This is a genomic window from Tautonia sociabilis (assembly GCF_003977685.1).
In the GTDB taxonomy this organism is placed as follows: Bacteria; Planctomycetota; Planctomycetia; order Isosphaerales; family Isosphaeraceae; genus Tautonia; species Tautonia sociabilis.
Window position 1 is genome coordinate 33,303 of the sequence record NZ_RYZH01000006.1, and the last position, 22,798, is coordinate 56,100.

At 69.3% G+C, this 22,798-nt stretch carries 20 protein-coding genes; 10 read left to right on the forward strand and 10 right to left on the reverse strand.

Features of this window, described 5'->3' with window-relative positions; genetic code table 11:
• Window positions 1-84 precede the first annotated feature (84 nt).
• Window positions 85-510: a hypothetical protein gene (locus tag TsocGM_RS04465; RefSeq protein WP_126724119.1), complete on the forward strand. Its 426-nt coding sequence runs from the start codon at window positions 85-87 to the stop codon at window positions 508-510.
• 91 nt (window positions 511-601) lie between these two features.
• Here the strand turns inward: TsocGM_RS04465 and TsocGM_RS04470 are convergent, their stop codons facing one another.
• Both TsocGM_RS04470 and TsocGM_RS04475 read right to left on the reverse strand, forming a co-directional pair.
• On the reverse strand, window positions 602-1,090 hold the full coding sequence (locus TsocGM_RS04470; RefSeq protein ID WP_126724120.1) for a hypothetical protein: 489 nt from the start codon (window positions 1,088-1,090) through the stop codon (window positions 602-604).
• Between the two features lie 264 nt (window positions 1,091-1,354).
• Window positions 1,355-2,092 (reverse strand): SDR family NAD(P)-dependent oxidoreductase, encoded by a 738-nt coding sequence (locus TsocGM_RS04475; RefSeq protein WP_199756698.1) that lies wholly within the window; start codon window positions 2,090-2,092, stop codon window positions 1,355-1,357.
• Between the two features lie 189 nt (window positions 2,093-2,281).
• Between TsocGM_RS04475 and trpA the strand changes: the two genes are divergently transcribed.
• Window positions 2,282-3,103: a tryptophan synthase subunit alpha gene (gene trpA, locus TsocGM_RS04480; RefSeq protein ID WP_126724121.1), complete on the forward strand. Its 822-nt coding sequence runs from the start codon at window positions 2,282-2,284 to the stop codon at window positions 3,101-3,103.
• A 345-nt stretch (window positions 3,104-3,448) separates the two neighbouring features.
• On the opposite strand, the gene TsocGM_RS04485 is transcribed toward trpA, so the two are convergent.
• Window positions 3,449-3,766 (reverse strand): hypothetical protein, encoded by a 318-nt coding sequence (locus TsocGM_RS04485; protein ID WP_126724122.1) that lies wholly within the window; start codon window positions 3,764-3,766, stop codon window positions 3,449-3,451.
• Window positions 3,767-3,862: 96 nt separating this feature from the next.
• Complete coding sequence (locus tag TsocGM_RS04490) at window positions 3,863-4,129, reverse strand: hypothetical protein (protein WP_126724123.1); 267 nt, start codon at window positions 4,127-4,129, stop codon at window positions 3,863-3,865.
• Window positions 4,130-4,451: 322 nt separating this feature from the next.
• Here TsocGM_RS04490 and TsocGM_RS04495 point away from each other — a divergent pair, with 322 nt between their 5' ends.
• The 3 genes from TsocGM_RS04495 (at window position 4,452) to TsocGM_RS04505 (ending at window position 8,120) form a co-directional block, all read left to right on the forward strand.
• Window positions 4,452-5,051: a hypothetical protein gene (locus TsocGM_RS04495; RefSeq protein WP_126724124.1), complete on the forward strand. Its 600-nt coding sequence runs from the start codon at window positions 4,452-4,454 to the stop codon at window positions 5,049-5,051.
• A gap of 274 nt (window positions 5,052-5,325) precedes the next feature.
• A complete protein-coding gene (locus tag TsocGM_RS04500; RefSeq protein ID WP_158633377.1) occupies window positions 5,326-5,922 on the forward strand; it encodes an RNA polymerase sigma factor in 597 nt (198 codons plus the stop codon).
• Entirely contained in the window at window positions 5,919-8,120 is a 2,202-nt protein-coding gene (locus TsocGM_RS04505; RefSeq protein ID WP_126724126.1) for a serine/threonine-protein kinase, read from the forward strand. The genes TsocGM_RS04500 and TsocGM_RS04505 overlap by 4 nt, the downstream gene beginning before the upstream one ends.
• 250 nt (window positions 8,121-8,370) lie before the next feature.
• Here TsocGM_RS04505 and TsocGM_RS04510 read toward each other — a convergent pair whose 3' ends face one another.
• Entirely contained in the window at window positions 8,371-8,589 is a 219-nt protein-coding gene (locus TsocGM_RS04510; protein ID WP_126724127.1) for a hypothetical protein, read from the reverse strand.
• 1,039 nt (window positions 8,590-9,628) lie between these two features.
• On the opposite strand from TsocGM_RS04510, the gene TsocGM_RS04515 reads away from it, so the two are divergent.
• Window positions 9,629-10,789: an endonuclease/exonuclease/phosphatase family protein gene (locus TsocGM_RS04515; protein ID WP_126724128.1), complete on the forward strand. Its 1,161-nt coding sequence runs from the start codon at window positions 9,629-9,631 to the stop codon at window positions 10,787-10,789.
• Window positions 10,790-10,810: 21 nt separating this feature from the next.
• On the opposite strand, the gene TsocGM_RS04520 is transcribed toward TsocGM_RS04515, so the two are convergent.
• A complete protein-coding gene (locus TsocGM_RS04520; RefSeq protein ID WP_126724129.1) occupies window positions 10,811-11,641 on the reverse strand; it encodes a hypothetical protein in 831 nt (276 codons plus the stop codon).
• Between the two features lie 326 nt (window positions 11,642-11,967).
• Between TsocGM_RS04520 and TsocGM_RS04525 the strand changes: the two genes are divergently transcribed.
• From TsocGM_RS04525 to TsocGM_RS04535, 3 genes are all read left to right on the forward strand, one after another.
• Window positions 11,968-13,194, forward strand: coding sequence for a HEAT repeat domain-containing protein (locus tag TsocGM_RS04525; protein ID WP_126724130.1), 1,227 nt, complete (start codon window positions 11,968-11,970; stop codon window positions 13,192-13,194).
• A gap of 314 nt (window positions 13,195-13,508) precedes the next feature.
• On the forward strand, window positions 13,509-14,117 hold the full coding sequence (locus TsocGM_RS04530) for an SCO family protein (RefSeq protein ID WP_126724131.1): 609 nt from the start codon (window positions 13,509-13,511) through the stop codon (window positions 14,115-14,117).
• Window positions 14,118-14,178: 61 nt separating this feature from the next.
• On the forward strand, window positions 14,179-15,141 hold the full coding sequence (locus TsocGM_RS04535) for a diacylglycerol/lipid kinase family protein (protein WP_126724132.1): 963 nt from the start codon (window positions 14,179-14,181) through the stop codon (window positions 15,139-15,141).
• 215 nt (window positions 15,142-15,356) lie between these two features.
• Here TsocGM_RS04535 and TsocGM_RS04540 read toward each other — a convergent pair whose 3' ends face one another.
• From TsocGM_RS04540 to TsocGM_RS04555, 4 genes are all read right to left on the reverse strand, one after another.
• Complete coding sequence (locus tag TsocGM_RS04540) at window positions 15,357-16,406, reverse strand: tetratricopeptide repeat protein (RefSeq protein WP_126724133.1); 1,050 nt, start codon at window positions 16,404-16,406, stop codon at window positions 15,357-15,359.
• Between the two features lie 66 nt (window positions 16,407-16,472).
• Entirely contained in the window at window positions 16,473-19,139 is a 2,667-nt protein-coding gene (locus tag TsocGM_RS04545) for a tetratricopeptide repeat protein (protein WP_126724134.1), read from the reverse strand.
• Between the two features lie 238 nt (window positions 19,140-19,377).
• On the reverse strand, window positions 19,378-19,791 hold the full coding sequence (locus tag TsocGM_RS04550; RefSeq protein ID WP_126724135.1) for an iron-sulfur cluster assembly scaffold protein: 414 nt from the start codon (window positions 19,789-19,791) through the stop codon (window positions 19,378-19,380).
• Between the two features lie 35 nt (window positions 19,792-19,826).
• A complete protein-coding gene (locus tag TsocGM_RS04555; RefSeq protein WP_126724136.1) occupies window positions 19,827-21,095 on the reverse strand; it encodes an aminotransferase class V-fold PLP-dependent enzyme in 1,269 nt (422 codons plus the stop codon).
• A 268-nt stretch (window positions 21,096-21,363) separates the two neighbouring features.
• Here TsocGM_RS04555 and TsocGM_RS04560 point away from each other — a divergent pair, with 268 nt between their 5' ends.
• A complete protein-coding gene (locus TsocGM_RS04560) occupies window positions 21,364-22,794 on the forward strand; it encodes an oxidoreductase (protein ID WP_126724137.1) in 1,431 nt (476 codons plus the stop codon).
• The last annotated feature ends 4 nt before the right edge of the window (window positions 22,795-22,798 follow it).

Here is a 22,798-nt window from a genome sequence, read left to right on the forward strand (position 1 = left end):
GGGGATTCGCGTAGACTGTGGGAAATCGCGAAGCGAGCGAGCCCGCGTCACCGCGCATCGATTGCACGTCGGAGGGAGACGCCGATGGGACCGGCCGAGATCGTCGCGAGCCTCAAGGAACTCTGCGAGGAGGAAGGGCCCAGGATCCGCACCGAGTCGATCGTTGACTGGATCGACCGGCACGGCGGCTTCGAGTCGGAGGCCGAGCTGATTGCCTTCGCGAAGAAGATGAAGGCCCGGCAGTACGCCCGGCAGCTCACCTACGAGGACGAGGAGACCGGCCTTAAGATCAAGCGGCTCTGGAGCTTCCGCGATCCAATCACACGGGAGCGCTATTACAACGACATCCTGCAACTGCCCGAGGATCGCCGCCGCCGCTTCGTGCATCAGTACGCGCACTTCCTCGACCAACTCCGCTCCGTCCGCCGCGCCATGGCCGACTACTTCGCCGGACAGGAGTTCTTCCCCTTCTACGTCGCTGCCGAGGCGGATTCGGAGTTCGACTCCTGATCGGCCGGATCAGGCCGTCGAGCGCGAGAACTCGCCCCGGTTCGGCTCGAGGCCGGCACCGGGGCGAACTCCGTACCGACGGAGGGTGAGATCAGTCGGGCCGAGGCCGGGGAGTCTCCTTCGAGGCGACGGTGCTGGTCCTCAGGTAGAAGGTCTTCGACAGCTCGGGAACCGTGTCGGCGTCGGGCTGGGGGAGCAGCCGGACGCTTCGCTTGAAGGTTTGCTCGACGCCGTCCGGGCCGGTCAGCACGATGGCGAGGGCGCAATCGCGGTCGGCGGTGAGGCTCGTGGCGTCGATGGAGATCTCCTCGAGCCGGACGGGACCGTCGTCGCCGTGTTCGACCTCTCGGACAACCGGCTCGAAGCGGCTCCCGGCGTGGGCCGGCTTGATCCGGACTTTCCACCCGGCGCCGACCCCCGAGATCTGAAGGTCGAGCTTCACCGTGTTGGCCACCCCGTCGACCTTGGGGGTCGGCTTCGGCTCAGGGGAGGGGCCGGGTTCATCGGCCGAGACGGCCGGGACGCTGGCGAGCAGGGCGATGAGGAGGGAGAACATCCGAGGGCGGGCGACGATCGGCATCGGGACCAGCTCCTTTGCCTTCCTTGGTCCGGGAGTCGGCGCCGCGGGGTCTGGCCGCTGGAGGCGGCCCGGAAGGCGCCGATCGGGTTGGATCTCCATCCTGGAGCGCCGCGCGTCGGTCGGGCAGGGGGGCGATGCGGAGGGTCGGCTCCGGGGATCGGGGCCGGCGCGGATCGTCGACGGGTGAGATGGCACTTTATCCCGATCGCCGGGGAGAGGCAAGGCCGACCAGTCGCATCGCGAGGGGCCCGAGCCGGGCTGGGATCACATCGTCCGGCCGCCGTCGACGACGAGAATCTGGCCGGTCGTCAGCGTCGCCCGGTCGGCGAGGTAGACGATCGCCTCGGCGATGTCGTCCGGAGTCGCCGCCCGTTTCAGGGGGGTTAGGGAGACGGCCTGGTCCACCATGTCCTGGTGGTCGGCGAGCCATCGCGTCAGGACCGGCCCCGGGGCGACGGCGTTCACGCGGACCTGGGGGGCGAAGGCTCGGGCCAGGCTCTTGGTGAGCGTGATCACCGCCCCCTTGCTGGCCGCGTAGGGGATCGAACTGCCCGAGCCGGCGATCCCGGCGACCGAGGCGACGTTGACGATCGAGCCGTTCCGGTGCTGGAGCAGGGGCATGGCGGCCCGACAGGAGTAGAAGGTCCCCTTCACGTTCAGCTGGAGGATGTCGTCCCAGACGGCGTCGGTCACCGAGTCGAGGTCGGTGTGGGGGATGAAGTGGGTGGTCGCGGCGTTGTTGACCAGCACGTCGAGGCCGCCGAAGGCCGAGGCGGCCGATTCGACGAGCGATCGCACCTCGACATCCTTCCCGGCGTCGGCCCGGATAACGAGAACCCCCGCCCCTCGGGAGCGAACGCCGTCGGCCGTCTGCTCGGCGTCTTCCCGTGACTTCGAGTAGTTGACGACCACATCGTACCCCAGCTCGGCGAACCGCCAGGCCGCCGACCTGCCGATCCCCGTGGCCGATCCGGTCACCAGGGCGACCCGTCGCTCCGCCATCACAATGCTCCTCGACTCGATCCGGCCCGGTTCTTCCCGATCGTGCAATCGCGGGACGATCGGCCGGGGGGGAGGTTTGTGGTACTCTAGTCGGCTCGAGGCCCCCGGATCCACCGGCTGGCCCCCGGCCGCGCCGCCATCAACCGAAGCCCCCGCCCCGCACCGCGGGCCGAACCGGCCCGACGAACCATGAACCGCATCGACGCCCTCTTCGAACGCCTCCGATCCGAGGGCCGCCGCGCCCTGATGCCCTTTCTCACCGCCGGGGATCCGGACCTGCCGACCACCTCGGCGCTGATCCGCGAGGCGATCCGGCGCGGGGCGCACATGGTCGAGGTCGGGATCCCCTATTCCGACCCCATCGCCGACGGTCCTGTGATCGCCGCCAGCTACCAGCGGGCGCTGGACGGAGGGATTCGGCTCGGACCGATCTTCGAGGCCCTCGCCTCCGTCCGCCGGGGAGGGGAGGGCGAGGCCCCCGTCGAGGCTCCGATGGTGACGATGTCGTCTTACGCCATCATCCTCCGACGTGGTCCGGAACGATTCGCCGACGAGGCGAAGGCGGCCGGGGTCGACGGCCTGATCGTCCCGGACCTGCCGGTCGAGGAGGCCGGCGAGCTGGCGACGCTCGTCGCCGATCGCGACCTGCGCCTGATCCAGCTCATCACGCCGCGCACCCCTCGGGACCGGGCCTCGGCGATCGCCCGCACGACGACCGGATTCATCTACTATGTCTCGGTCGCCGGGATCACCGGGGAACGCACTGAGCTGCCCCCCGACCTGGCCAACGCCGTCTCCTGGCTCCGGACACAGACCGACCTGCCGATCTGCATCGGGTTCGGCATCAGCCGAGCCGAGCACATCCGGGCGCTGGCCCCGGTGGCCGATGGCCTGATCGTCGGCAGCGCGCTGGTCCGTCGCCTCGCCGAGGCAGCGGACCAGCCTCGGGGAGCGCTGGTCGATCGGATCGGCTCATTCATCGAGGAGCTGGCCGGAGCGCTGCCCTCCTGAATCTCGGAGGGCTGTCGAGCGGTGATCCTCGAGGGACGTTCCCACCAACCGATCTGGAGGCGGAGCGTGCCGAGCGATCGAGACAGGGGTCTCAATCCGGATCGTCGCGCCGAAGGCTCGGACGAACCGTCCGGCTCCGAGGCCGGAAGGTCGGCGATCGGGATCCCGGGCACCGGATCGCAGAGCGGGCCAGCCAGGCCTCCGCGCCGGCCCTCCCCGGCATCGAGGTCGACGGGGCTGCCGCCGCCGTCCGATCCGGCCCCCCCTCGGAGGGGAAGTCGACGTCTCCTGGTGCCTCAGACGGTCGAGAACCAGTTCGATGATCCCCGGGGATGCGACCGCCGCTCAGGTCGTGACGACGGCGTCCGGGGAGGAAGGGGAAGCGGAGACGGAGCCGGCGAGGCGGTCCTGGATCACGGCGCGGTAGGCGTTGGGGTCGGTCCCCTTCGGAGACGCGACGCCGATGCCAGCACACGAGGAGATCGGGACGATCCGGACGATATTCCGCTCCTGGTCGCCGAGCAGGGCGACCCGAGTCGGGCCCATCTGAGCGGTGTTGTCCCAGTGGCAGCGACAGGCGCTGCCGTCCGGGAGAAAGAGCATGACCTCGGGCATGCCGGCGTCGCGGAGCTGCTTCCAGAGCTCGAGAATGAGATCTCCCATCGTCTCGTCCCTCGAGGGCTCGGATCGGGGGCCGGTCGATCGGGTGGCCGATGCCCCGAGGAGACTCTAGGACACCGGCCGCACCGGGGGAGGGCCTTAGGACGACGATCGGAACTTCGGCCCCTCGCCGGTGAGCAGCCAGTGGGGATCGGCCTGAGTGAGCATCAGGAAGCGGAGCATGATCTCCCCCGGCATGGCCATTCCGGATTCGAACTCGGCCCAGCGGTGGAACGGGAGATCCAGCGCGGAGGCCAGCAGCGGGCCGCCGTTTTCGCCGTAAAGTTCCAGCCGGATTTCCCGGATTCGTCCGGCCAGGTCGGAGCGGATGACCATCCAGTCGTCTCGAGGGTCGGGGGTCGGCATGACATCTCGCCGGGGTTCGTGACGATCGGGCGGGAGGTCGGGATGCCCGAGGCGACCCATCGTCGCCACTCTAGCCCGACCGGGACGGGGGATCCAGGGGAGGAGCGCTTCACCAGGCAGGAGAGGAAGACTCCGCAGGGGCCTTCGGCGAGTGAGGGGGGGAGGCGAGATTCTTTTCCGGAATTCCTGTCGTCGCGGGTCGCGTCTTACGGTCTAGCGATTCGGCGGAGGAGATCCGGATGGGCCGCCCAGTGCGCCGCGATGGGGCGGCCAGGGCCGAGTCCGAAGGCTCGCTCGCCCCTTTCCTGCAGGCGAGGGAACCGTGCTCGCGACACAGTTCTCAACCCGATGCCTGGCAGATCGGATCCGCCGGGCCTACCTCAGGCGACGCCCCTGGTGGTCCGGGGGGGATCCGGGTTCGAGCGTCTGGGCGGCGGCGGCCTCGGCGCTGATCCAGGCGCACGGCACCGATCGCCGTCTGCCCCTGGATCCCGAACTCTTCGTGGCCTCCCAGCCAGCCAGCGACGCCCTGGCCGACCCGTGGGGTGATCTGGTCGGAGCGCTGCCGATCCGGCGCTACCGTCGCCGAGTCCGGGACATTGTCCGGCGGCTCCGAGAGGAGCTGCGCGGCGAGATTCGCTTGATGATCGGCCGGGCCCGTCGCGGCCAGTCCCTCGAGCTTCAGATCAAGTTCGGCGGACCGGGCCTGTCCCCGCTGGGCCGCTATGTGGCGGCTCGTCGGATCAACCGCGAGGATCTGGCGGAAGCGATTCGAGAGGCGGCGCTTCGGCAGCACGAGGGTTGCCCGCTCTATCGACTGGCCTGCCGAGGCCTCCTGACCGAGGGCGACTATCCCGCCTCGGCGCCGCTTCCGTACCCGATCAATCCAATGCCCGCCGGGGCCGTGGTGGGCTGGAACTGAGCCGGTCCCGCCGCCCTGATCGCGAATGCGCCCGGCCGGATGCCGACCCCGACCGCTCGGCCTCGATAGGGCCGGACGACCCCCGCGAGCGGCCTCCCTCGATCTCCGCCCCCCGACTTTGGCGCGGATTTCCCTTTTCTTTCCACACCGACGTGTGGCACCATGATTATTAGACGGGAACGGGCGGGGTCCATGGGCTCGCGTTCGTGAGGGCGTGCACTCCTGCACGATGGAAGCCATCAAGCCCGAGACGGTTCCATGTGGGAGCCCTGAGATGCACGGATCGTCGGGTCAGTCGGTCGACGGGTTGTTCGCTCGCGCGCAGTCGGGTGACGAACAAGCCTGGGAGGAATTGTTCCGGCAATGCTACCCCAAGGTGGTCCGAGTGGTGCGCCGGCGGCTGAATCAGCCGATGCGCTCCTTGTATGACTCGGCCGATTTCGCCAGCGACGTGTGGCGGAGCCTGCTTGCGAAATCCGACCGGTTCGACTTTCCCTCGGTCTCGGCGCTGATGGCCTTCCTGGAAAAAGCGGCCAAGCAGAAGGTGATTGACGAGCACCGCCGGTTGCACAGCCTAAAGCGCGACCAGCGGCGAACGACCAGTCTGGATGCCGCGCCGGAGGGATTTGGGGCGCCGTTGCCCCTGGCTTCGACCGACCCCACCCCCAGCCAATATGCCGTGGCCAATGAGGGTTGGCAGCGAGCCAACGACCGGCTCGACGAGACGCATCGTCGCGTCCTGGAGATGGCGCGTCAGGGCTATTCGACCAAGGAGATCTCGGAGGAGGTCGACTGGTCGGTGCGCAAGGTCCAGCGCGAGCTCAAGGTGATGGGGGACTACTGGCTCTCCGACCGAGGGAGGCGCGAATGACCGAAGAGACCATCGGCCGGCCCGACGTCGAACCGGACCGATTCGCCGAACTTCGCACGCTCTGGCTGCGGCAAGGTGGAACTCCGTCATCCCTCGCCGGGCTGGTCAAATCCGACCTGAGACGCCGGTTCGCCGAGGGGCAGCGGCCGGCCATCGCCGATTATCTCGAGGCACTACCCGACCTCGGTGCCGACTCGGAGCGGATGCTCAGCCTCATCTACGAGGAATTCTGCCTGAGAGAAGAAGCGGGAGAGGCCCCCGATCCCGACTCCTTCTGCGAACGCTACGCCCCCTGGCGCGATTCCCTCGCCTCTCAGCTCAATTACCACCGGATGCTCAGCCAGGCCGTCGGCGTCCCCCCGGGGACGCCACCTCGATACCCCGAGCCCGGCGAACACTTCCTGAGGTTCCGCCTGCGCTCGGTGCTGGGGCAGGGGGGGGCCGCCCGCGTCTTCCTGGCCGACGATGAGGAGCTCGGCGGTCGGCTCAGCGCGCTGAAGATCTCCTCCGATCGTGGCGAGGAGCCGTCGATCATGGGGAGGCTCCAGCACCCGCACATCATGCCGGTCTTCAACGTCGTTCGTGACGAGGAAACCGGCCTCCGCGGCCTGTGCATGCCCTATCGGCCTGGTCGGCCGCTCGATCAGGTCATCCGCCGGATGGAGAAGATCCCCCCTGCCAGGAGGTCGGCCCGGACACTGCTCGAGGCGGCCGCGCCGGAGGATCTCTCGGTCAAGGTGGAGTGGCCAGGATTCCCCCGCCGCGGCTCCTACGTCGACGCCTGCTGCTGGCTCGGCGCCGCCCTGGCCGACGCGCTCGGCCACGCCCATTCCCGCGGGATCATGCACCGCGACGTCAAGCCCGCCAACATCCTCCTGTCGGCCACCGAGGGGCCCCAGCTGCTCGACTTCAACCTGGCGCACGACCCGAACGCCCCCGATCGGGCTGAAAGTGCACTGCGGGGCGGTACGCTCCCCTACATGGCTCCGGAGCAACTGGAAGCCTTCAAGGACCCCGATCGCTGGAAGGAAGTCGGTCCCTCGGCCGACCTGTATGCCCTTGGGTTGGTGCTCCGGGAGCTGATCACAGGCGATCGTCCCGAGGCTCCCCCCCCGGACCTTCCCCTGCCTCGAGCCATCAACGACCTGCTGGCGGCTCGGGTCGACGGTTGGCCCCCCGTCCGATCCGCCAACCCGCAGGCGTCTCATGCGCTGGATTCGGTGCTCCGTCGCTGTCTGGCGTACCATCCGGCCGACCGCTACCGCTCCGCGAGCGAGCTGTCGGACGATCTCCGGGCCGTCCTGTCCCGTCGGCCGATGCTCCACGAGCACAATCCGAGTCGTCGCGAACGCATCCGGTTCTGGTTCTGCCGCCATCGGATCGGCCTCGCCGTCTCGGCGGCCCTGGCCCTCGGCACGGTCGCGATGGTCCTTGTCAACCGGGAGACGGTCGCCGACTCGAACCGGTACGTGAGCCTCGGCCGGGTGGCCTTCGCCAAGTCGGAAAACTCCGATGGTGCCGAGAAGCACCAGTGGATCGTCGAATCCAAGACCGCGTTCCACCGGGCGTTGGAGCTGGATCGAACGAACGTCCGAGCGTACCTCGGGATGGGAATCATCGCCAACGCCGAGGGGAACCACGCCGCCGCCATCCGGTACCTGTCCCGGGCTCTCCAGCTCGTCCAGGCGCCCCAAAACCTTTCTCCCTTCGAGTTGGCCGAGTTGCATTTCACCCTCGCGCAAGCGAGAGTGGGCATCGCCTTGCAAGACCATTCCCAGGTCGAGCCCATGATCGGACTCGCCCTGGAGGGGCTGGACATCGCCGCTCGTGAGATGGCCCGGGCGGATTCCGACGGTCGGAACGCCGACCCCGATCCCGTCCGGTCGGCTCCCGACAGCCGGATCGCCGATCCCGACCGAGTCCGGCGGAACGCATCCTTTGAGTCCCTCAAGGCCGAGATCGCCCTCTGGAGGGTACGCGCCCTCGTCCATCTCGCTGCGGTCTCACCCACCTCCTTCATGGAACGGGTTGAACTCTATGAGAATGCCTTACAACTAATCGATCCCTATCGCGACCTGCTCCGCCGAGAGGAACTCGGAATGGTTAAGAAGTTGGAGAACCTGGTCGGGCAACGAGCGGGGACGGCGCGGGAGTCGTCGGATCTCCTCGACGGCCTCGAACGTCCCGGATCGCCCTGATCGCGGGAACTTGATGCCCATCCCGGCGGCAGCTGTTCGCAAGCCGGTCGAGTTGGGGGGGCCATGCCATCACGCTCCTCCCGATCGGAGCGGCGATTGCCTGCCATGGCCCCCTCGGTCGTCCTCTCGATCTGATCCTGGCTCCCTACTCGGACGACACGCGACCCTCATTCGGTCTGGGAATCGTTCCGGTTCAATCGGACACGTCACATTCGCGGTCCTCGTCGCGTAAGGTCACCCTGGCGCGGGCTCAGATATCCTCGGCGCCTGATCGGCAGACGGCGTCGAACTCGGCGAGCAGGTCGAGCATCTCTTGGTCGATGGGCGCGATCTCGGCCGGGGGAGGCTCCGGCGGAGGGTCCATCGTCGGCATCGGGGCCACGGGGAGGACGCGAGCCGAGAGGGAGTCAACGGCCGGGGAGAAGCGAGCGGCGCGGCGGGATCGGCTGTGGCGGGGGGTCGCGAACATCGGAATCTCCTTCGCTTGGAACGATCGATGGAATGAATATAAGTGGATGCGTATAGGGCCGGCTGCGCTCGTGCGGCCACGGCCGGCCGAGTCGTCGAATCCGCGAGGCGCGGAGGCTCGCGGTGGTCGAGATGTCGGACGCGAAGGGGCGTCCGGCGTTGATCTGGGGAAGCCTGGAGGGACAGGCCGTCCTCGTGCTTCGTCGCGATCCGAGGTGGGAGTCTCGCTCGCTTGGTCGGTGTTATTCACCGGATTTCGTCCCCGGTGGCGACACGCGAGACCGGTTTTTTTTGCGGCGATTGGGCAGGAGGCGCCCGTTAGCGTCCGGGGAGCATGGCCGGGTTCACGCCGGGCGAGCGGTGGGCCGACCGGGATGCGAACCAGACCCGGTTGCTGCGCGCCGGACGTCGGTGCACGGCCGGGACAAACGCTCTCGACGACCGAACCTGGGGAGGGACTCCCTGGGGACCGTCGAGGATCAATACCGGCTGATGGCTCCAAATGGCGCCGGAGGCCGAGCCGAGGGCGGCCGACCCGGCGGAAGTCCTGGCCAAAGGGGATGCCGGTGGGAGGACGGGCGAGGTTCGCTCGGCGGTCATCGCCGAGGCGGCCATCGCGTCGATCCGCCGAAGGGACTCTGATCGGTCGAGCCTGGAGGCAGCTACGCCTCCATCAGGGAGCTTGGGACAACGCTCCGCCAGTACGAGCCAGATCGAGTACATCAGGCGCCGAGGGACCCAGCCGGGGCAGGCGAGGAGTGCGAGGGTCGTCATGGTTCCGCCCCTCTCCTCCGGGACCACCACAGTCCCGTCCCGCCGATTCCCGGGGGCGAGTGCCCCAGATCGGGCGGTGTCACTGATAAGTCAATGACAATGATCGATCTTACTCTCACCTCTTCCTCGCGGCAAGCGATCCTCCTCGTGACCTGGACGGGGGCCTCGCCCAAGGCTACGATCCGATCGGCCGGCGGCCGGCGGCCGGCGGCCGGCGGCCGGCGACGGCCCTCGATCCCCCGACGCTCATCGACCGAGTTGCCGCCATGTCCCAAAGGCCGATCCCGACCGAGTTGCAGGCTCTCATCGTCCGGCTCTCCCGGAGGGACCCGAGGTGGCTGCTCGCCCTCCTGGCGATTCTCGTCGCCCTGGTGTTGCTCGATCGCTCGGGAGGGCCCCCCGACCTCGGCCCTTCCCCCTCGCCTCCGGCGGAGGGCTACCTCGTCGTCTCCTGGAACGTCGAGAACCTGTTCGACGACACGGACGACCCGAAGAACTCCGACCCGCTCGACTCCTGGTTCGCCAGGGACCCCTCGGCGCTTCGTCGCAAGCTCGACCTGCTGGCCGATGCCCTGCTGACGCTCGACGGGGGCCGGGGTCCGGACGTGCTGGCTCTGGTCGAGGTCGAGAATCGCCGGGCCGTCGAGCTGCTCCGCCGGGCGTTGAACGACCGCCTGCCGACCGAGTGGCGGTACGAGGGGGTCATCCACCGCGATAACATCAGCGGGCGCCGGATCGAGCCGGCCGTGATCACCCGATTGCCCGTCGATGATCGGGCCACCGAGGCCCTGGCCGATCGCCGCCTGCTGCGGGGGCGGCTGATCGTCGAGGGGGAGCCGCTGGAGCTTGTCGTCGGCCACTGGACGAGCCGGGTGACCGACGCCGAGGGCTCTAAGCGCCTTGCGTATGCCAGGGCGATGTACGAGGCCTACCTGGAACTCGAGCGTACCGATCCGGGACTGGCCGACGTCTTGCTCTGCGGCGACTTCAATGACGAGCCCGACGACGATTCGCTCCGGATCGGCCTTCGGACCTCGGGAGACGCCTCGGCCGTGCTCTCCTCGGCCCGGTCGGCTCGGCCCCGGCTGTACAACCTGATGGCCGGTCGCGATCCCGAACGGTTCGGAACGTATCGCTACCGAGGGCGCTGGCAGATTCTCGACCATCTTGTCGCCTCCCCCGGACTGCTCGACGCCGAGGGCTGGGCCCTCGTGCCCGATTCGGTGCGGACGATCAACACTCCTTTCCTCCGCGATGATCGCGGAGGACCGCTCCGGTTCGGGGACCAGGAGCACGCGAATCCGAGGGGGCCCTCCGACCACTTCGCGGTCGCCGTGCGCCTCCGGCTCCCCTCCAGTCGTTCGGAGGGGGCTGTTCCCCAGGGCGAGGCCCGAGCGGGGGACGCCCCGACGGCCGTCGCCGAGTGAGCGAGCGGGATCCTCGGTTGTCTACCGAGTATCGGCGACCACCTCTTCGGCCAGCTCCGGGCGGCCGGGGGAGGAGTTGGGTCGGCGGACCCGGGCGACGACCTGGAGGAACTGGCCTCGGATCTCCGAGGGGAGGCCCGGGTGGGAGGAGACCACCTGCTCGGCCCAGTTGGGGTAAGTCTCGACCAGGCGCCCCATGAGCGAGACGAACCAGCCGGCCTCCTGCAACTGATCGACCAGCAGTCGTTCGATCAGCGGTCGGAAGGTCCGGGCAACGGCCCGCCAGCCGCGCGAGTCGATCTTCACGAAGGCCTCGACCTCGTGCTGGATCCAAGGAGCCCCGGTCGCCTCCTTGTAGTAGCTCGTCCGGACGACGAGCACGATCCGGCCTTCGAGGTGTGCCGACCCCTTCGGATTGTGATACTCCATCCGGCAGAGCAGGACATGAAGCTGGGGGGACCGGAGCACGAAGCTCCAGGTCGCCGTCGTGCCGTTGCCGTCGGTCCCCTGGTAGACGCCCGGGGCGACGGCAGTCAGGCGAACCGGGCTGGAGCTGAGGTCCTGCCAGAGGGCGAGGGTCAGCGCCGGCTCATTGAGCAGGCTCAGATATAATTGCGGGTCACAGGGGAAGGTTTCGGCCTCTCCTCGGTGGTGGAAGCTGTGCTCGGAGATGATCTCGGCGACCTCGGCTCGGGCCTCGGGCACGACCAGATGCATGGGCAGCACCTGAGCCGGGTCGACCCGACGTCCCGTGAGGCCCCCAGGCGTCCCCGGCCCGGCACCCCCCGCCCCGATCGCTCCCAGGGCCACGATCGCGGCCGAAAGCGCCCGGATCGCCGTTCTCCTCATCATGGTCGTTGCCCCCGCCCGGACCGAGGACCCGGCGTGATCGCCGAGGCCCTCCGGCCCGTCGCATCCGTGCTGGTGACCGCCGGCCGTCTTCCCTCGAACCGGTCTTGACTACTGATCGGCCCCTCGGATCCAGAAGATAACTGGAAAGCGGCAGTCCCGGGAATTTCGCGGCGTGGTGGCCGTTCGGGCAAAATGGGCAGAATTCACGGTGCGGAAGCTGGACTTGTCGAGGTGAGGGGGCCGGCTAAGATGACCGGCCCGTACCGAAGGAGGGCGGGGAGGGGCTCGGACGGCGAGCCGGGCGAGGCCCGGTCAGGGAGGCGACCATGCCACTGGGACGAGGCGCGCGGATGGGGCTGGGGATCGTCGGCGTGGTGGGCTTGGTGCTCGCGGCCGGACTGGCGGTCATGATGGCCCCCTCGGGCCCGACTGGGGCTGGCCCGGAGGGGGCTCAGGAGGGCGTGACCACCACTTCCTCCTCCCCCGATGAAGCGGGGGAGGCGGCCGGGCGGGAGGGCCGGGCCTCTCGGTTGGCCGTCGGCGACACCGAGGCGCTGGCCCAGGCCGAGGCGCTTGTCGCCCCCGACACCGGCGACGAGGGCGCCGGGACGGTTCCCCTGGTGGGGATGACCGACGACGAGCTGGACGCCTGGCTCGGGGACCTCGCCGGTCTGGGGGCCGGATTCTCCCGATTCGGTCCGGTGGATCGCTCGAAGGTGGTGGCAATGGTCGGCTGGGCCCTGGATCGGCTGGCCGTCGAGCCGGCTCCCGAGCGCTGGCCCGAGGCGCTGACGCCCTCGGCCGAGTTGCTGACCGTCGGCCTTGCCGACGCCTCGCCCGCCGTCCGCGCCGTCGCCGCCGAGGTGCTCGGCCGCTGCTGGTCGTGGCAGCCGGGGAAGACGACCTGGCCCGACGACGATCGGAGGATCGCGTCCTGGAAGAATCGGCTCCACACGCCGCTGGTGGCCCTGCTCGATGACCCTGAGCCGGGGGTCCGGCTCGCGGCGGTGCTGGCGCTCGGCAAGCTGCCGATCGACGCGATGGCCGAGCCGGCCATCTCCCGGCTCCACGACGATGTGGCCGCCGTTCGGATTCAGGTGCTCAATAGCTTCGCCCCGCGTCCCGACGTGCTCACCGAGGACGCGATTTTGCCCATGCTGTACGACCCCGAAACCGCCGTGGCCCTGGCCGCCCAGATCGTCCTCCGCGCCCGGGGGCTCGACGAGGAGCTGATCGGTCTGGCCAAGCTGCTGTACCATCCCCGGGCCGAGCTCCGGGCGTCGGCTGTTCCGCTGATCGAGGGCCGGGACGACATCGACCCGGTCCTCTGGCTGCTTCGCCTTTCCCGGGACGAGGACGAGTCGGTCCGCTCCAAGGCCCTTGAGGCACTCGGCCACCGAGCCTCTCCCGACGCCCGACGCCGGCTCGCCGAGATGGCCGACTCCGACCCCTCCCTCGAGATCCGGGAGGCCGCCCGCCGGACGCTCGACGGGATGACCGCCGATCTTCCCCCGCTTCCCGAGTCGTCCGGGGTCATGATTCGGGCCAACTGACCCGGTAGCCGACCCCTGCCCCCGGCTCGATCGAACGCTCAGCTCCCCCCGACGCCCCGCCCTGGCGGGGCGTCTTCGCGCGCCTTCCGGGCGATCTCGGCCGCCTCTGGCTCCCACTCGCTGTGTGGTCGCCCCGTGATCGGGACCCTCGAATCGCCGCCTTGCGCCATCGGGGACGATCCGTTGAGCTCCCCACCCGATCGGGCCCTTGTCCGACCGGAGGAGGCCGGATACCCTCGACTCGATCGGGAGCATGCCACGTCCCTCGACGGGAAGGGAACCTTCGCCGCCTCGGCGCGGAGGAGAGGATCGCGATGAGACAGTTCGTTTCCGGGATGGCCGCGGTCGTCGCGACCGTCTGCTGCGGCGCCGCTCCCCCGATCGAGGATTCCCGACTCGCCGACATCGGGCCGGCTCCCGAGACGGTGCTCATCGATGCCCGATCGGGGGAGCCGTTCTCACTGGCCGAAGTCCGATCCCGGGGCAAGGTGGCCCTCGTCAGCTTCATCTACACGACCTGCAACGGCAGTTGCCCGGCGACGACGCACACGATGTACCGCGTGCAGGAGGCCCTCAAGCGGGACCGGCTGTGGGGCGATCACGTCGAGTTCGTGTCGATCACCCTTGATCCGAAGACCGATCGGCCCGAGGTGCTCTCACGATATGCCGACCTCTATGACGCCGATCCGAAGGCGTGGCATTTCCTCACCGGGGAGCCGGAGGACGTGTCCCGGGTCATCTCCTCCTGGGATATGTGGGCGAGGATCGGGCCAAGTGGGACGCTGGATCACCCGTCCCGCATCTTCCTCGTCGATCCGAAAGGCCGCCAGCGCGAGATCTACAACCTCCAGTTCCTGAACCCGGAAGGGGTGGTGGCCGATGTCCGAGCCGTGCTCGACGAGTCGGCAGCACCGTCTCGCTGACGCCTTCCCGAACAATGGCACGCGGGTTGCTCAAGGAAGGGCTTGGAGGTGAACCATCGCGATGAGCACCGAAGCCCTGCTCCGACTTGGCACCGTCTTCGTGGTCTTGAATCCGAACTCGGGCCGTTTTGCGACCGAGATCCGGACGATCCTCTGTCGCCACTTCGGGGCGGAAGCGGATGGGAGCTGCCGCATCCATCTGCTCGCCGAGGGGCAGGAGGTGAAGGCTCTGGTGAGCGAGGCGATTCGCGCCGGGGCGAAGCTGGTCGTGGCGGCCGGCGGGGACGGCACGGTGGCCGCCGTGGCCGATGGGTTGATTGGTTCGGGCGTGCCGATGGGAGTTCTCCCCCTGGGCACGGCGAACGTGCTCGCCCGGGAGCTGGGACTCCCGCTGGACCCCGACGAGGCGTGCGCCATCCTCGCCAGCTCGAACGAACTGGCCACGCTGGATGCGATGCGCGTGGGAGGCCGACCGTTCTTCACTCAGGTGGGGGTCGGCCTGGACAGCCTGATGATCCGGGATACCGACACCGAGTCGAAGCGGAGGCTTGGCCGTCTGGCCTACCTCTGGACGGGAGTGGTGCGGCTGGCCGGGTTCCAGCCCAGGCGGTTCGTCATCCGGATTGACGACCAGGGGGACCTGCGGCTCCGGGCGTCCCAGGTCCTCGTGGCCAACGTCGGCACGCTCGGTCAGCCGCCGTTCCGCTGGGGGCCCGACATCCGCCCGGACGACGGCGAGTTGGCAGTCTGCGTTCTGCGCGCCCGGTCGGCGTTCGACTACCTTCGGTTGACCATCAACCTCCTCCGAGGTGCGCAGCGGAGCGACCCGAGCATCCGCTACTTCAAGGCCCGGAAGAACGTCCGCATCGCCCTCGCTCGGTCGTCCAGCCCGCTGCCGGTGCAGGCCGACGGCGAGATCATCGGGCAGACCCCGGTCGTCGTGGAACTGATCCCGCAAGCCGTTCGGGTGATCGTCCCTCCTGGGTTTGAGAGGAAGACGCCCGGGAGCGAGACGCTCGATTGATCGATCTGGTCCGAGCTGAGGAGCCGGGTTCCAGGCTGGGGACGGAGGCCTCGACGCCGACCGAGACAAGGGGAAGGGCGTCCCGGGAGGGATCGGCAGCGCCCGATTCGAAGAGCGGACGATTGGAGCGGGCCAGGGACGCTGCCGATGGCGGATTGACCGTTCCGAAGTCGTCCTCGGGGCGGCCGTCGTGACCGGGCCGGCCCGCTCGATGGTCAGCGATCCGGGCGATTGGACATCACGCCTCGGGCGGCGGGCAGGTAGGGGCTGTTGGGGTACTCCCGCTCCAAGCGCTCGACGACTTGCGCCGCTCGGCTGTTCTCGTCCAACACGCGCCAGAGCTCGGCGATGGCGGCGAGGGCCCGAGCGTGCTCCTCGGCCTGGGACGGGTAGAGGATGTCGGTATGTAAGTAGGCGAAGAGGGCGTCCCGGGTTCGGCCGGCGGCCCGGAGGCAGTCGCCGAGGGTGTTGTAGGAAGGAGCGAGCGTGGCGGCGTCCTCGGGGTCGGCGGCGTCGATGACCGCTCGGGCGGCCTGCTCGGCCTCGTCGAACCGGCTGAGGCCGACCAGAGCCTCGGCCCGGGCGAGCTCGGCCTGACGACGGGCGGGAGTCCCTTCCCTGAGCCGGCCGATCAGCGTCTCGAGCTCGCGCAGCGCCTGCTCCGACTGGCCGCGTTTGACCATCACCTGGGCCCGGAGCACCGCGGCCCGGTCGGCGGCCCAGGAGAGCGTGGCCAATTCCCGGAGAGCTTGGTCGGCGGCGTCGAATTCCCTGGCCTCGAGCCGGAGTGCGGCTAGCAGCTCGAGGGCGGGGCCGAGGTGCCGGCTGTTGGCGAGCTCGGTGGTCACGGACTCGAGGGCCTGGATCGCCGCGTCCCGGGTCGAGGGATCGACCCGGGCGTGCTGGGCCAGCACGGCGGCGCGCCGGAACCGGGCGTCCTGCGCGACGAGGGAGTTGTTCGTCTCGCCGACGGCCTTCTGGTACAGCTCGGCCGCCTGCGGCAAGTTGCCGTTACTCGCCTGGATCCGGGCCTGCGAGTAGCTGATGCCGGGAGCGTCATAGATGACCTCGGCGACCTGGTCGAGCGGCACGTCCCGAGCGCCGATCCGGATGGCCGTTGGCGTCTCGCGCTCGATCTTGCCCCGGATCCTTCCCCCCGTCGCGGGGATGTTCGAGCCGGGAACAAGCACCACGTCGTCGGCCATCGCGGTCGCGGCCAGCAGCAGCGTCAGGGAGGCGGCGATCGGGCAGCGGAGGCGTCTCATTGGTCGAATCGCCCTCAAGGTCGGGGTCGAGTCGGGGATCGGCGTGGGGAGGCGGTCCGGGAGGCGTCAGCCCCCGACTTGGCGGAGGAGTTGCTCGTATTTTTGCTTGATCTCTGGGCTGCCCAGAGTCTCGGACAGGGCCATGACGCTCTTGAGCGTCCGGCGGGCGGCGTCGGAGCTTCCCTTGCCGAGCTGGCAGAGCGCGACGTGATACCAGCACTCGTAGTATTCCGGGGGGCGAGGCCGGGTCCCCTCGAGCTTCTTGGCGAGATCCTGCCAGTGCCGGATGGCGACGTTCCAGTAGCCCGGCTCGACCTCGGCCCAATCCTCGAGGATCTGGCACTGCTCGATCAGGAAGTCGAGTCCTCTCGGGTGCTCGGCGACGAGCTTGGCGGCGATGGACCACGCTTCCTTGAACTTGTGGTCCTGCCGGTAGGCGGCCGACAACTTCAGCCGGGTGCGCAGCAGCCCCGGGTTCTCCGGGAATTCCTCGAGGACGCGACGGAAGATTTCCACGGCCCTTCCCGGCCGCTCCAGCGCGAGCATTTGCTCTCCGGCCCACTGGAGCGAGGCATAGGACTGGCCCGATCGACTCTCGATCAAGGCGTCCAGGAACTTCTGGAAGGCGTCCCGGCTGGCGTTGAGCCGGGCGATGTCGCCGGCTTGCCGCTGGGCCTCCATCTCCGCCTCCAGCACGCGGCCGAGCCCGAAGAACAACTGGGTGAGCGGCTCGTCCGTTTCGACGGACTCCAGTGCGTTCATGTCGGCCAGGGCTTCCTCGGTCTGCCCCTGGGTGATGTGCGCCTGGAGCCGAAGCCGGAGCAGTCGGGAGGAGAGCGGCCGGGTCACGGAGTTGAGCGTCGCGGTCGCCATTGCCTCGACGTGCGGATCGAGCACTGCCAGAGCGTCCTCGGGGCGGGACTCGGCCAGGAGGATCTCGGCGAGGTCCCCGGCGTTCCGGAGGCGTTCCGGGTCGGTTGGGGGGACGCGGGACTCGACGCGCTCGTCATACGCGGACCTGAGCAGTTCGAGCGCCCGGTCGGCCTCGGCCCGGGCCTCGGGAGGGACGGGGCCCTCACCAGCTTCCTTGCGGAGCAGCAGGCTGCGGCGCCAATGGGCGGCGGCGGCCTTCCCCCGGGCCTCCAGGGCGTGCGCCGGGGTCTTGACCGATTCAAATGCCTCGGCCGCCTCGGCGTAGCGTCCCTGACCCAGCGCCACGTCGCCGAGCAGGATCCGGGCCACATCCGCCTGGGCGGCGTCGGGCCAGGTGGCGATGGTGTAATGGGCCAACGACCGCAGCCGGGCCAGGTCCTCAGCCTGCCCCGGCCCGCCGACCGACTCGTACGCCATCGCCAGGGCGCCCATGCCCAGCTCGGCCGCTCCGAGGGAGGAGTCCCACTCGGGGTATCGCCTCGCGAGGAAGTCGGCCAGCACGGCCGCCTCGTGGTATCTCCGGGTGGAATACAGACAGAAGGCGAGCAGATACCGCGCCTCGTTTGCCCGGCTGGGGTCGCGACTCGGGTTCGCCTTGGACAGCGCCGCCTGGAAGAGGACGATCGCGTTCTCCCAGGAGCGGAGCCCCATCTCCTCCCGGGCTCGTTCCATCGCCTGGTCGAAGCTCAGGCCGGCGAGGCTTCTTGGGTCGATGGTGCTGCCGGGGCGGTACTTTCGCAGCAGGTCGACCGCCTCGGCCTTGTACGGCGAGGCGTAGCGGACGACCTCGGAGAGCTGCTGGACGAGGTCCTTGACCAGGTTTTCCTTGTTCGAGACCGCGGGCCCGTACTCGGCTTCGAGCATCGCGTCGATGTTCTTCGCCAGTTCCAGTTGCACGCCAAGCCGCTCGTACGACCCGGTGTCCCCCCGGCTGAGCGCCAGCCACTCCCGGGCGAGGCGCTCGGCCAGCGGGTATTCCTCTCGCTTGCGGTGGGCGATCACCTTGAAGAAGGCGACCTGGCGCTGGAGCTGGGTGAGCCTCGGGTCGTCGTGCCCGAGCAGCTCGTTGTAGATCCCCATCGCCGAGCCGATCTCCCCGTTTTCCTCCAGGCTCTTGCCCTGCCACATCCGGGCGGCGAAGCCGGCCATCCAGGTCCGGTAGGAATCGTAGATGTTCTTGAACGCTGTGGCGGCCGAGTCGAGCAGTTTTCCCCGCTCCTCGGAGCCCTCGGGGTAGGTCTGGGCTTCGTCGTAATCGATGAGCGCTCGCTTGAGGGTCGCGTCGATCAGCCTGCGCTGGGCCTCCTCCCGGAGGGCGTGGGTGGGGTCCGATTCCTCGATGAACCCGGCGGGGAAGGCCTCGTAAGCGTTCCGCAGGTCGATCAGTGCCTGGTCGAACGACGCCTTCGCCTGGGCGAACGCGGCCCGGGCGGCGGCGAGGAGGGTGTCGCGTTCCTCGGGCCGTTCGGCCTCGTCCGCTTTCAGGGCGGCGGTCTGACCCCGCTGGTAGAGCACCTGGGCGAGCTGCACCTTGGCCTCGGGGGCCAGCTCGTGAGTCGGGTACTCCCGCAGGAAGGCGTCGAACGCCGAACGGGCCTGGTCGAGCAGCAGGTCGCGGCGTTCGAGATCCTGGGCGACCTGGGACTCCTCGATCTTTCCCCGCCCCCGCTCGAACGCCAGCAGCGGGGCGATCCCCTCAGGGAGCTGAGGGTCGTCGCGAAGCCGATCGAGGTAGTCGTCGGCCAGGTCGAAATAGCCCCGATCGCGGAGCCCTTCGAGGAACGCGAGGTGTCGTCGCATGCCTGGGTCGGAGGAGGCGGGCTGCGGTCGGGCCTCGGCGGTCGAAAGGAGGAGAAGGAGCAACACGGCCGCGATCCGGGCCGCGACGCGACGGACTCGGGGCATCGGGGGATCTCCCTGGTCGGGCGGTGCGATTCGAGTCGGGTCGGATCGGATCGGACGGGAGACGGGCGTGCCGACGGGGTGCGATCGAGGGGAGCGTGTCTGTGGGAACTCTACGGCGCCCGCTCGATGGTCGTCAAGCGGGCGAGCCCGAGCCGGCGGGCGCTCCCGGGGTTCCCTGGTCGATCGCGCGATGCAGGGTGCGCAAGGCCAGCAGGCCGCACTTCCGGCGGGCCGGGGTGAGGGGGATGCCGAGCCACTGGATCATGTGATCGGCGGTCAGCGCCCTCGCCTCCGCGATTGGCCGGCCCTCGACCTGCTCGGCCAGGATTGACGCCGCGGCCTGGCTGATGACGCAGCCGTGGCCGTCGAACCGGGCGGCGGCGATGCGCCCGGGATCCTCGGCGTCGAGGGCCACCTCGAAGTGGATCTGGTCGCCGCAGAGGGGGTTGTCCAGGTCGGCCCCGAGGTCGGCGGCTTCGAGCCGGCCCCGGTGCGGCGAGCTGTCGAAGTGGTCCAGCAGTTCTTCGCGGTAGAACGCATCATCCATCGTCGGTCGTCTCTCGGTCGATGCCGGTCGGCGTGTCAGGCCGGTCGGCGCGGGCGACGGTCGTGAAGCAGCCGCCGGGCGTCGGCGATCGCCTCGGCCAGACGGTCGAAGTCGTCGGTCGTGTTGTACAGGTAGGCGCTGGCCCGGGCCGTCGCCGGCAGCCCGAGCCGATGGTGCAGCGGCATCGCGCAGTGTTGGCCGGCCCGGACGGCGACCCCGTGGCGGTCGAGCAACTGGGCCAGGTCATGCGGGTGGACCCCCTCGACATCCATCCCCAGGATTCCGCCCTTGTACTCGGGCTCGGGGCCGAGGATGCGGACGCCGCCGACCTCCGCCAGCCTCCGATGGGCGTACTCCATCAGGGAACGCTCGTGGGAGGCCACCGCTTCTGAATCGAGCCGGGAGAGGTAGTCCACCGCCGCCCCCAGGCCGATCGCCTGCGCGATGGGAGGCGTGCCGGGCTCGAACTTGTAGGGCAGCTCGTTCCACTCCGCCCCCTCCCGGGAGACGCGGAGGACCATGCTCCCGCCTCCCCAGGCCGGCGGCATCGCCTCCAGGAGCTCTCGGCGGCCGTAGAGCACTCCGATGCCGGTTGGGCCGCACATCTTGTGGCCGGAGAAGGCGAGGAAGTCCACAGGGAGCCTGCCGACGTCGATCGCCCGGTGTGGAACCCCCTGGGCGCCGTCGACCACGACGATCGCCCCCCGGTCGTGCGCCATCGCCACGATCGGCTCCAGCGGCACGACCGTCCCCAGCACGTTCGACATCGCCGTCACGGCCACGACCCGGGTTCGGTCGGAGAGCACCCGCTCGACCGCCTCCGGCTCGAGTCGGCCATCGTCCGAGATCTCGGCGAACCGCAGCACCACCCCGCGCTCCTTGGCGAGCATCTGCCAGGGGATGAGGTTCGCGTGGTGCTCAAGATCGGAGAGGACGATCTCGTCTCCTTCCTTCAGGAAGGTTCGGCCCCAGGACTGGGCGATGAGGTTGATCGCCTCGGTCGTGCCCCGGGTCCAGACGACCTCCTCGACTTCCGCCGCGCCAATGAATCGGGCGACCTTCTCCCGGGCCGACTCGTACGCCTCGGTGGCCCGCTCGCTCAGCGTGTGGATCCCCCGGTGGACGTTGGCCGGATACTCGGCGTCGAACGCCTGAACCGCCCGGATGACGGGCCAGGGCTTGAGCGTCGTCGCCGCGTTGTCGAGGTAGGTCAGGCGGACTCCGGGCCGGACTTCCTGGTCGAGTGCGGGGAAATCGGCGCGGAGATCGTCGAGCGCGGGGGTCGTCGGTACGGCGGTCGCCATCGTCCTCGGGTGGGCTGGTCGCGGGATGATGCCGGAGAAACGCCTCCCCATCATACGAGATCCGGGGCGGTTCTGCTCGGTCCTCCGCCGGGAAAAGGCCGATCGCGGTTCGGGAGCCCTCCCAAGTTGCCCAGCCGGGCCCACATCCCTCCCCTTGCTCCCCTCCCGGGGGATGGGAGGCCCGAAGGCCTCCCGAGGGCTTCTCTCCCCGGCCTCGATCGGCCAGAATAGGGCCCTGACCGGCCCTGCTTGCCATCGGAGCCTGCTCGTGTCCCGCTATTTCAAGTACAAGACCGCCGACGCCCTGCTCGCCGATGCCAAGGCGATGGGGCTGGACATCCGCCTGAGCGACGATCTGTCCTTCCTGGCGGCCCCGATCACCGTGAGCGGCCGGACGGTCGGCAATCGCCTGGCCATCCACCCGATGGAGGGTTGCGACGGCGAGCCCGACGGCTCTCCCGGCGAGTTGACCCTGCGCCGCTACCGGAGATTCGGCGACGGTGGCGCGAAGCTGATCTGGGGAGAGGCCGCCGCCGTCGTCCCGGAGGGCCGAGCCAACACCCGGCAACTCGTCTGCGACGCCCGGCGGGCCGACGGGCTCGCCCGACTGCTCGACCAGTGTCGCCGCTCCCATCGCGAGGCATGGGGGGACGATTCCGACCTGCTCGTCGGCCTCCAGCTCACCCACTCGGGCCGATACAGCGTCCCCCGGCCCTGGCTCGCGCAGCACGACCCGGCGCTCGACCCTCGCACCGTGATCGACCGGGAGACGGGCCGCACCGCCGACGCCGATACCCCGCTGCTCTCCGACGACGACCTCGACCGACTCCAGGACCGCTACGTCGAGGCCGCCGAGGTCGCCTTCCGGGTCGGGTTCGACTTCATCGACCTGAAGCAGTGCCACCGCTACCTGCTCTGCGAGCTGCTCTCCGCCCACTCCCGTCCCGGTAAGTACGGCGGGTCGTTCGAGAATCGGACCCGGTTCATCCGGGAGGTCGTCGGGAAGATCCGGAATCGGTTGCCGGACCTGATGGTCGCCACCCGGATGAATGTGTACGACGGCATCCCCTGGAAGATGGGGGACGACCACCTCGGAGTCCCCGAGACCGTCTCCTATCCACTGCGGTCCTCCTGGGGCACCGACCCGAACGACCACACCAGGCCGGACCTGACCGAGCCGATCCAGTTGATCGGCCTGCTCCGGGAGCTCGGCGTGGCGATGATCAACGTCTCGATGGGCAACCCCTACGGAAGCCCCCATATCATTCGCCCGTTCGAGTATCCTCCTCCGGACGGGTACGAGACGCCCGAGCACCCGCTCATCGGCGTCGACCGCCATTTCCGGGCGACCGAGGAGATCCAGCGGGCCTTCCCCGACCTGCCGATTGTCGGCTCGGGCTATTCCTGGCTTCAGGCCTTCATCTTCCACGCGGCAGCGGCCAACGTCCGAGACGGCCGGGTGGCCATTGTCGGGGTGGGCCGAGCGTCCCTGTCCCACCCCGACTTCGCCCGGAACGTCCTCGAAGGGAGGCCGCTCGACCGCAGGCGCATCTGTCGGACCTTCAGCTACTGCACCGCCCTGATGCGCTCCAAGCACAACGACCTGGGCCAGTTCCCCACCGGGTGCCCGCCGTTCGACAAGGTGGTCTACGACCCGATCTGGAAGCTCGCCCAGGAAACCGCCCCGCCTCGGGGATGAGCCG

What these genes read in the sequence shown, in the direction of transcription:
- TsocGM_RS04510 (WP_126724127.1), bottom strand. Translation starts at nt 8,589, where the DNA reads ATGTTCGCGACCCCCCGCCACAGCCGATCCCGCCGCGCCGCTCGCTTC.
- TsocGM_RS04470 (WP_126724120.1), bottom strand. Translation starts at nt 1,090, where the DNA reads ATGCCGATCGTCGCCCGCCCTCGGATGTTCTCCCTCCTCATCGCCCTG.
- TsocGM_RS04555 (WP_126724136.1), bottom strand. Translation starts at nt 21,095, where the DNA reads ATGGCGACCGCCGTACCGACGACCCCCGCGCTCGACGATCTCCGCGCC.
- TsocGM_RS04465 (WP_126724119.1), top strand. Translation starts at nt 85, where the DNA reads ATGGGACCGGCCGAGATCGTCGCGAGCCTCAAGGAACTCTGCGAGGAG.
- TsocGM_RS04550 (WP_126724135.1), bottom strand. Translation starts at nt 19,791, where the DNA reads ATGGATGATGCGTTCTACCGCGAAGAACTGCTGGACCACTTCGACAGC.
- TsocGM_RS04485 (WP_126724122.1), bottom strand. Translation starts at nt 3,766, where the DNA reads ATGGGAGATCTCATTCTCGAGCTCTGGAAGCAGCTCCGCGACGCCGGC.
- TsocGM_RS04505 (WP_126724126.1), top strand. Translation starts at nt 5,919, where the DNA reads ATGACCGAAGAGACCATCGGCCGGCCCGACGTCGAACCGGACCGATTC.
- TsocGM_RS04475 (WP_199756698.1), bottom strand. Translation starts at nt 2,092, where the DNA reads ATGGCGGAGCGACGGGTCGCCCTGGTGACCGGATCGGCCACGGGGATC.
- TsocGM_RS04540 (WP_126724133.1), bottom strand. Translation starts at nt 16,406, where the DNA reads ATGAGACGCCTCCGCTGCCCGATCGCCGCCTCCCTGACGCTGCTGCTG.
- trpA (WP_126724121.1), top strand. Translation starts at nt 2,282, where the DNA reads ATGAACCGCATCGACGCCCTCTTCGAACGCCTCCGATCCGAGGGCCGC.
- TsocGM_RS04530 (WP_126724131.1), top strand. Translation starts at nt 13,509, where the DNA reads ATGAGACAGTTCGTTTCCGGGATGGCCGCGGTCGTCGCGACCGTCTGC.
- TsocGM_RS04515 (WP_126724128.1), top strand. Translation starts at nt 9,629, where the DNA reads ATGTCCCAAAGGCCGATCCCGACCGAGTTGCAGGCTCTCATCGTCCGG.
- TsocGM_RS04525 (WP_126724130.1), top strand. Translation starts at nt 11,968, where the DNA reads ATGCCACTGGGACGAGGCGCGCGGATGGGGCTGGGGATCGTCGGCGTG.
- TsocGM_RS04490 (WP_126724123.1), bottom strand. Translation starts at nt 4,129, where the DNA reads ATGCCGACCCCCGACCCTCGAGACGACTGGATGGTCATCCGCTCCGAC.
- TsocGM_RS04520 (WP_126724129.1), bottom strand. Translation starts at nt 11,641, where the DNA reads ATGATGAGGAGAACGGCGATCCGGGCGCTTTCGGCCGCGATCGTGGCC.
- TsocGM_RS04500 (WP_158633377.1), top strand. Translation starts at nt 5,326, where the DNA reads ATGCACGGATCGTCGGGTCAGTCGGTCGACGGGTTGTTCGCTCGCGCG.
- TsocGM_RS04545 (WP_126724134.1), bottom strand. Translation starts at nt 19,139, where the DNA reads ATGCGACGACACCTCGCGTTCCTCGAAGGGCTCCGCGATCGGGGCTAT.
- TsocGM_RS04535 (WP_126724132.1), top strand. Translation starts at nt 14,179, where the DNA reads ATGAGCACCGAAGCCCTGCTCCGACTTGGCACCGTCTTCGTGGTCTTG.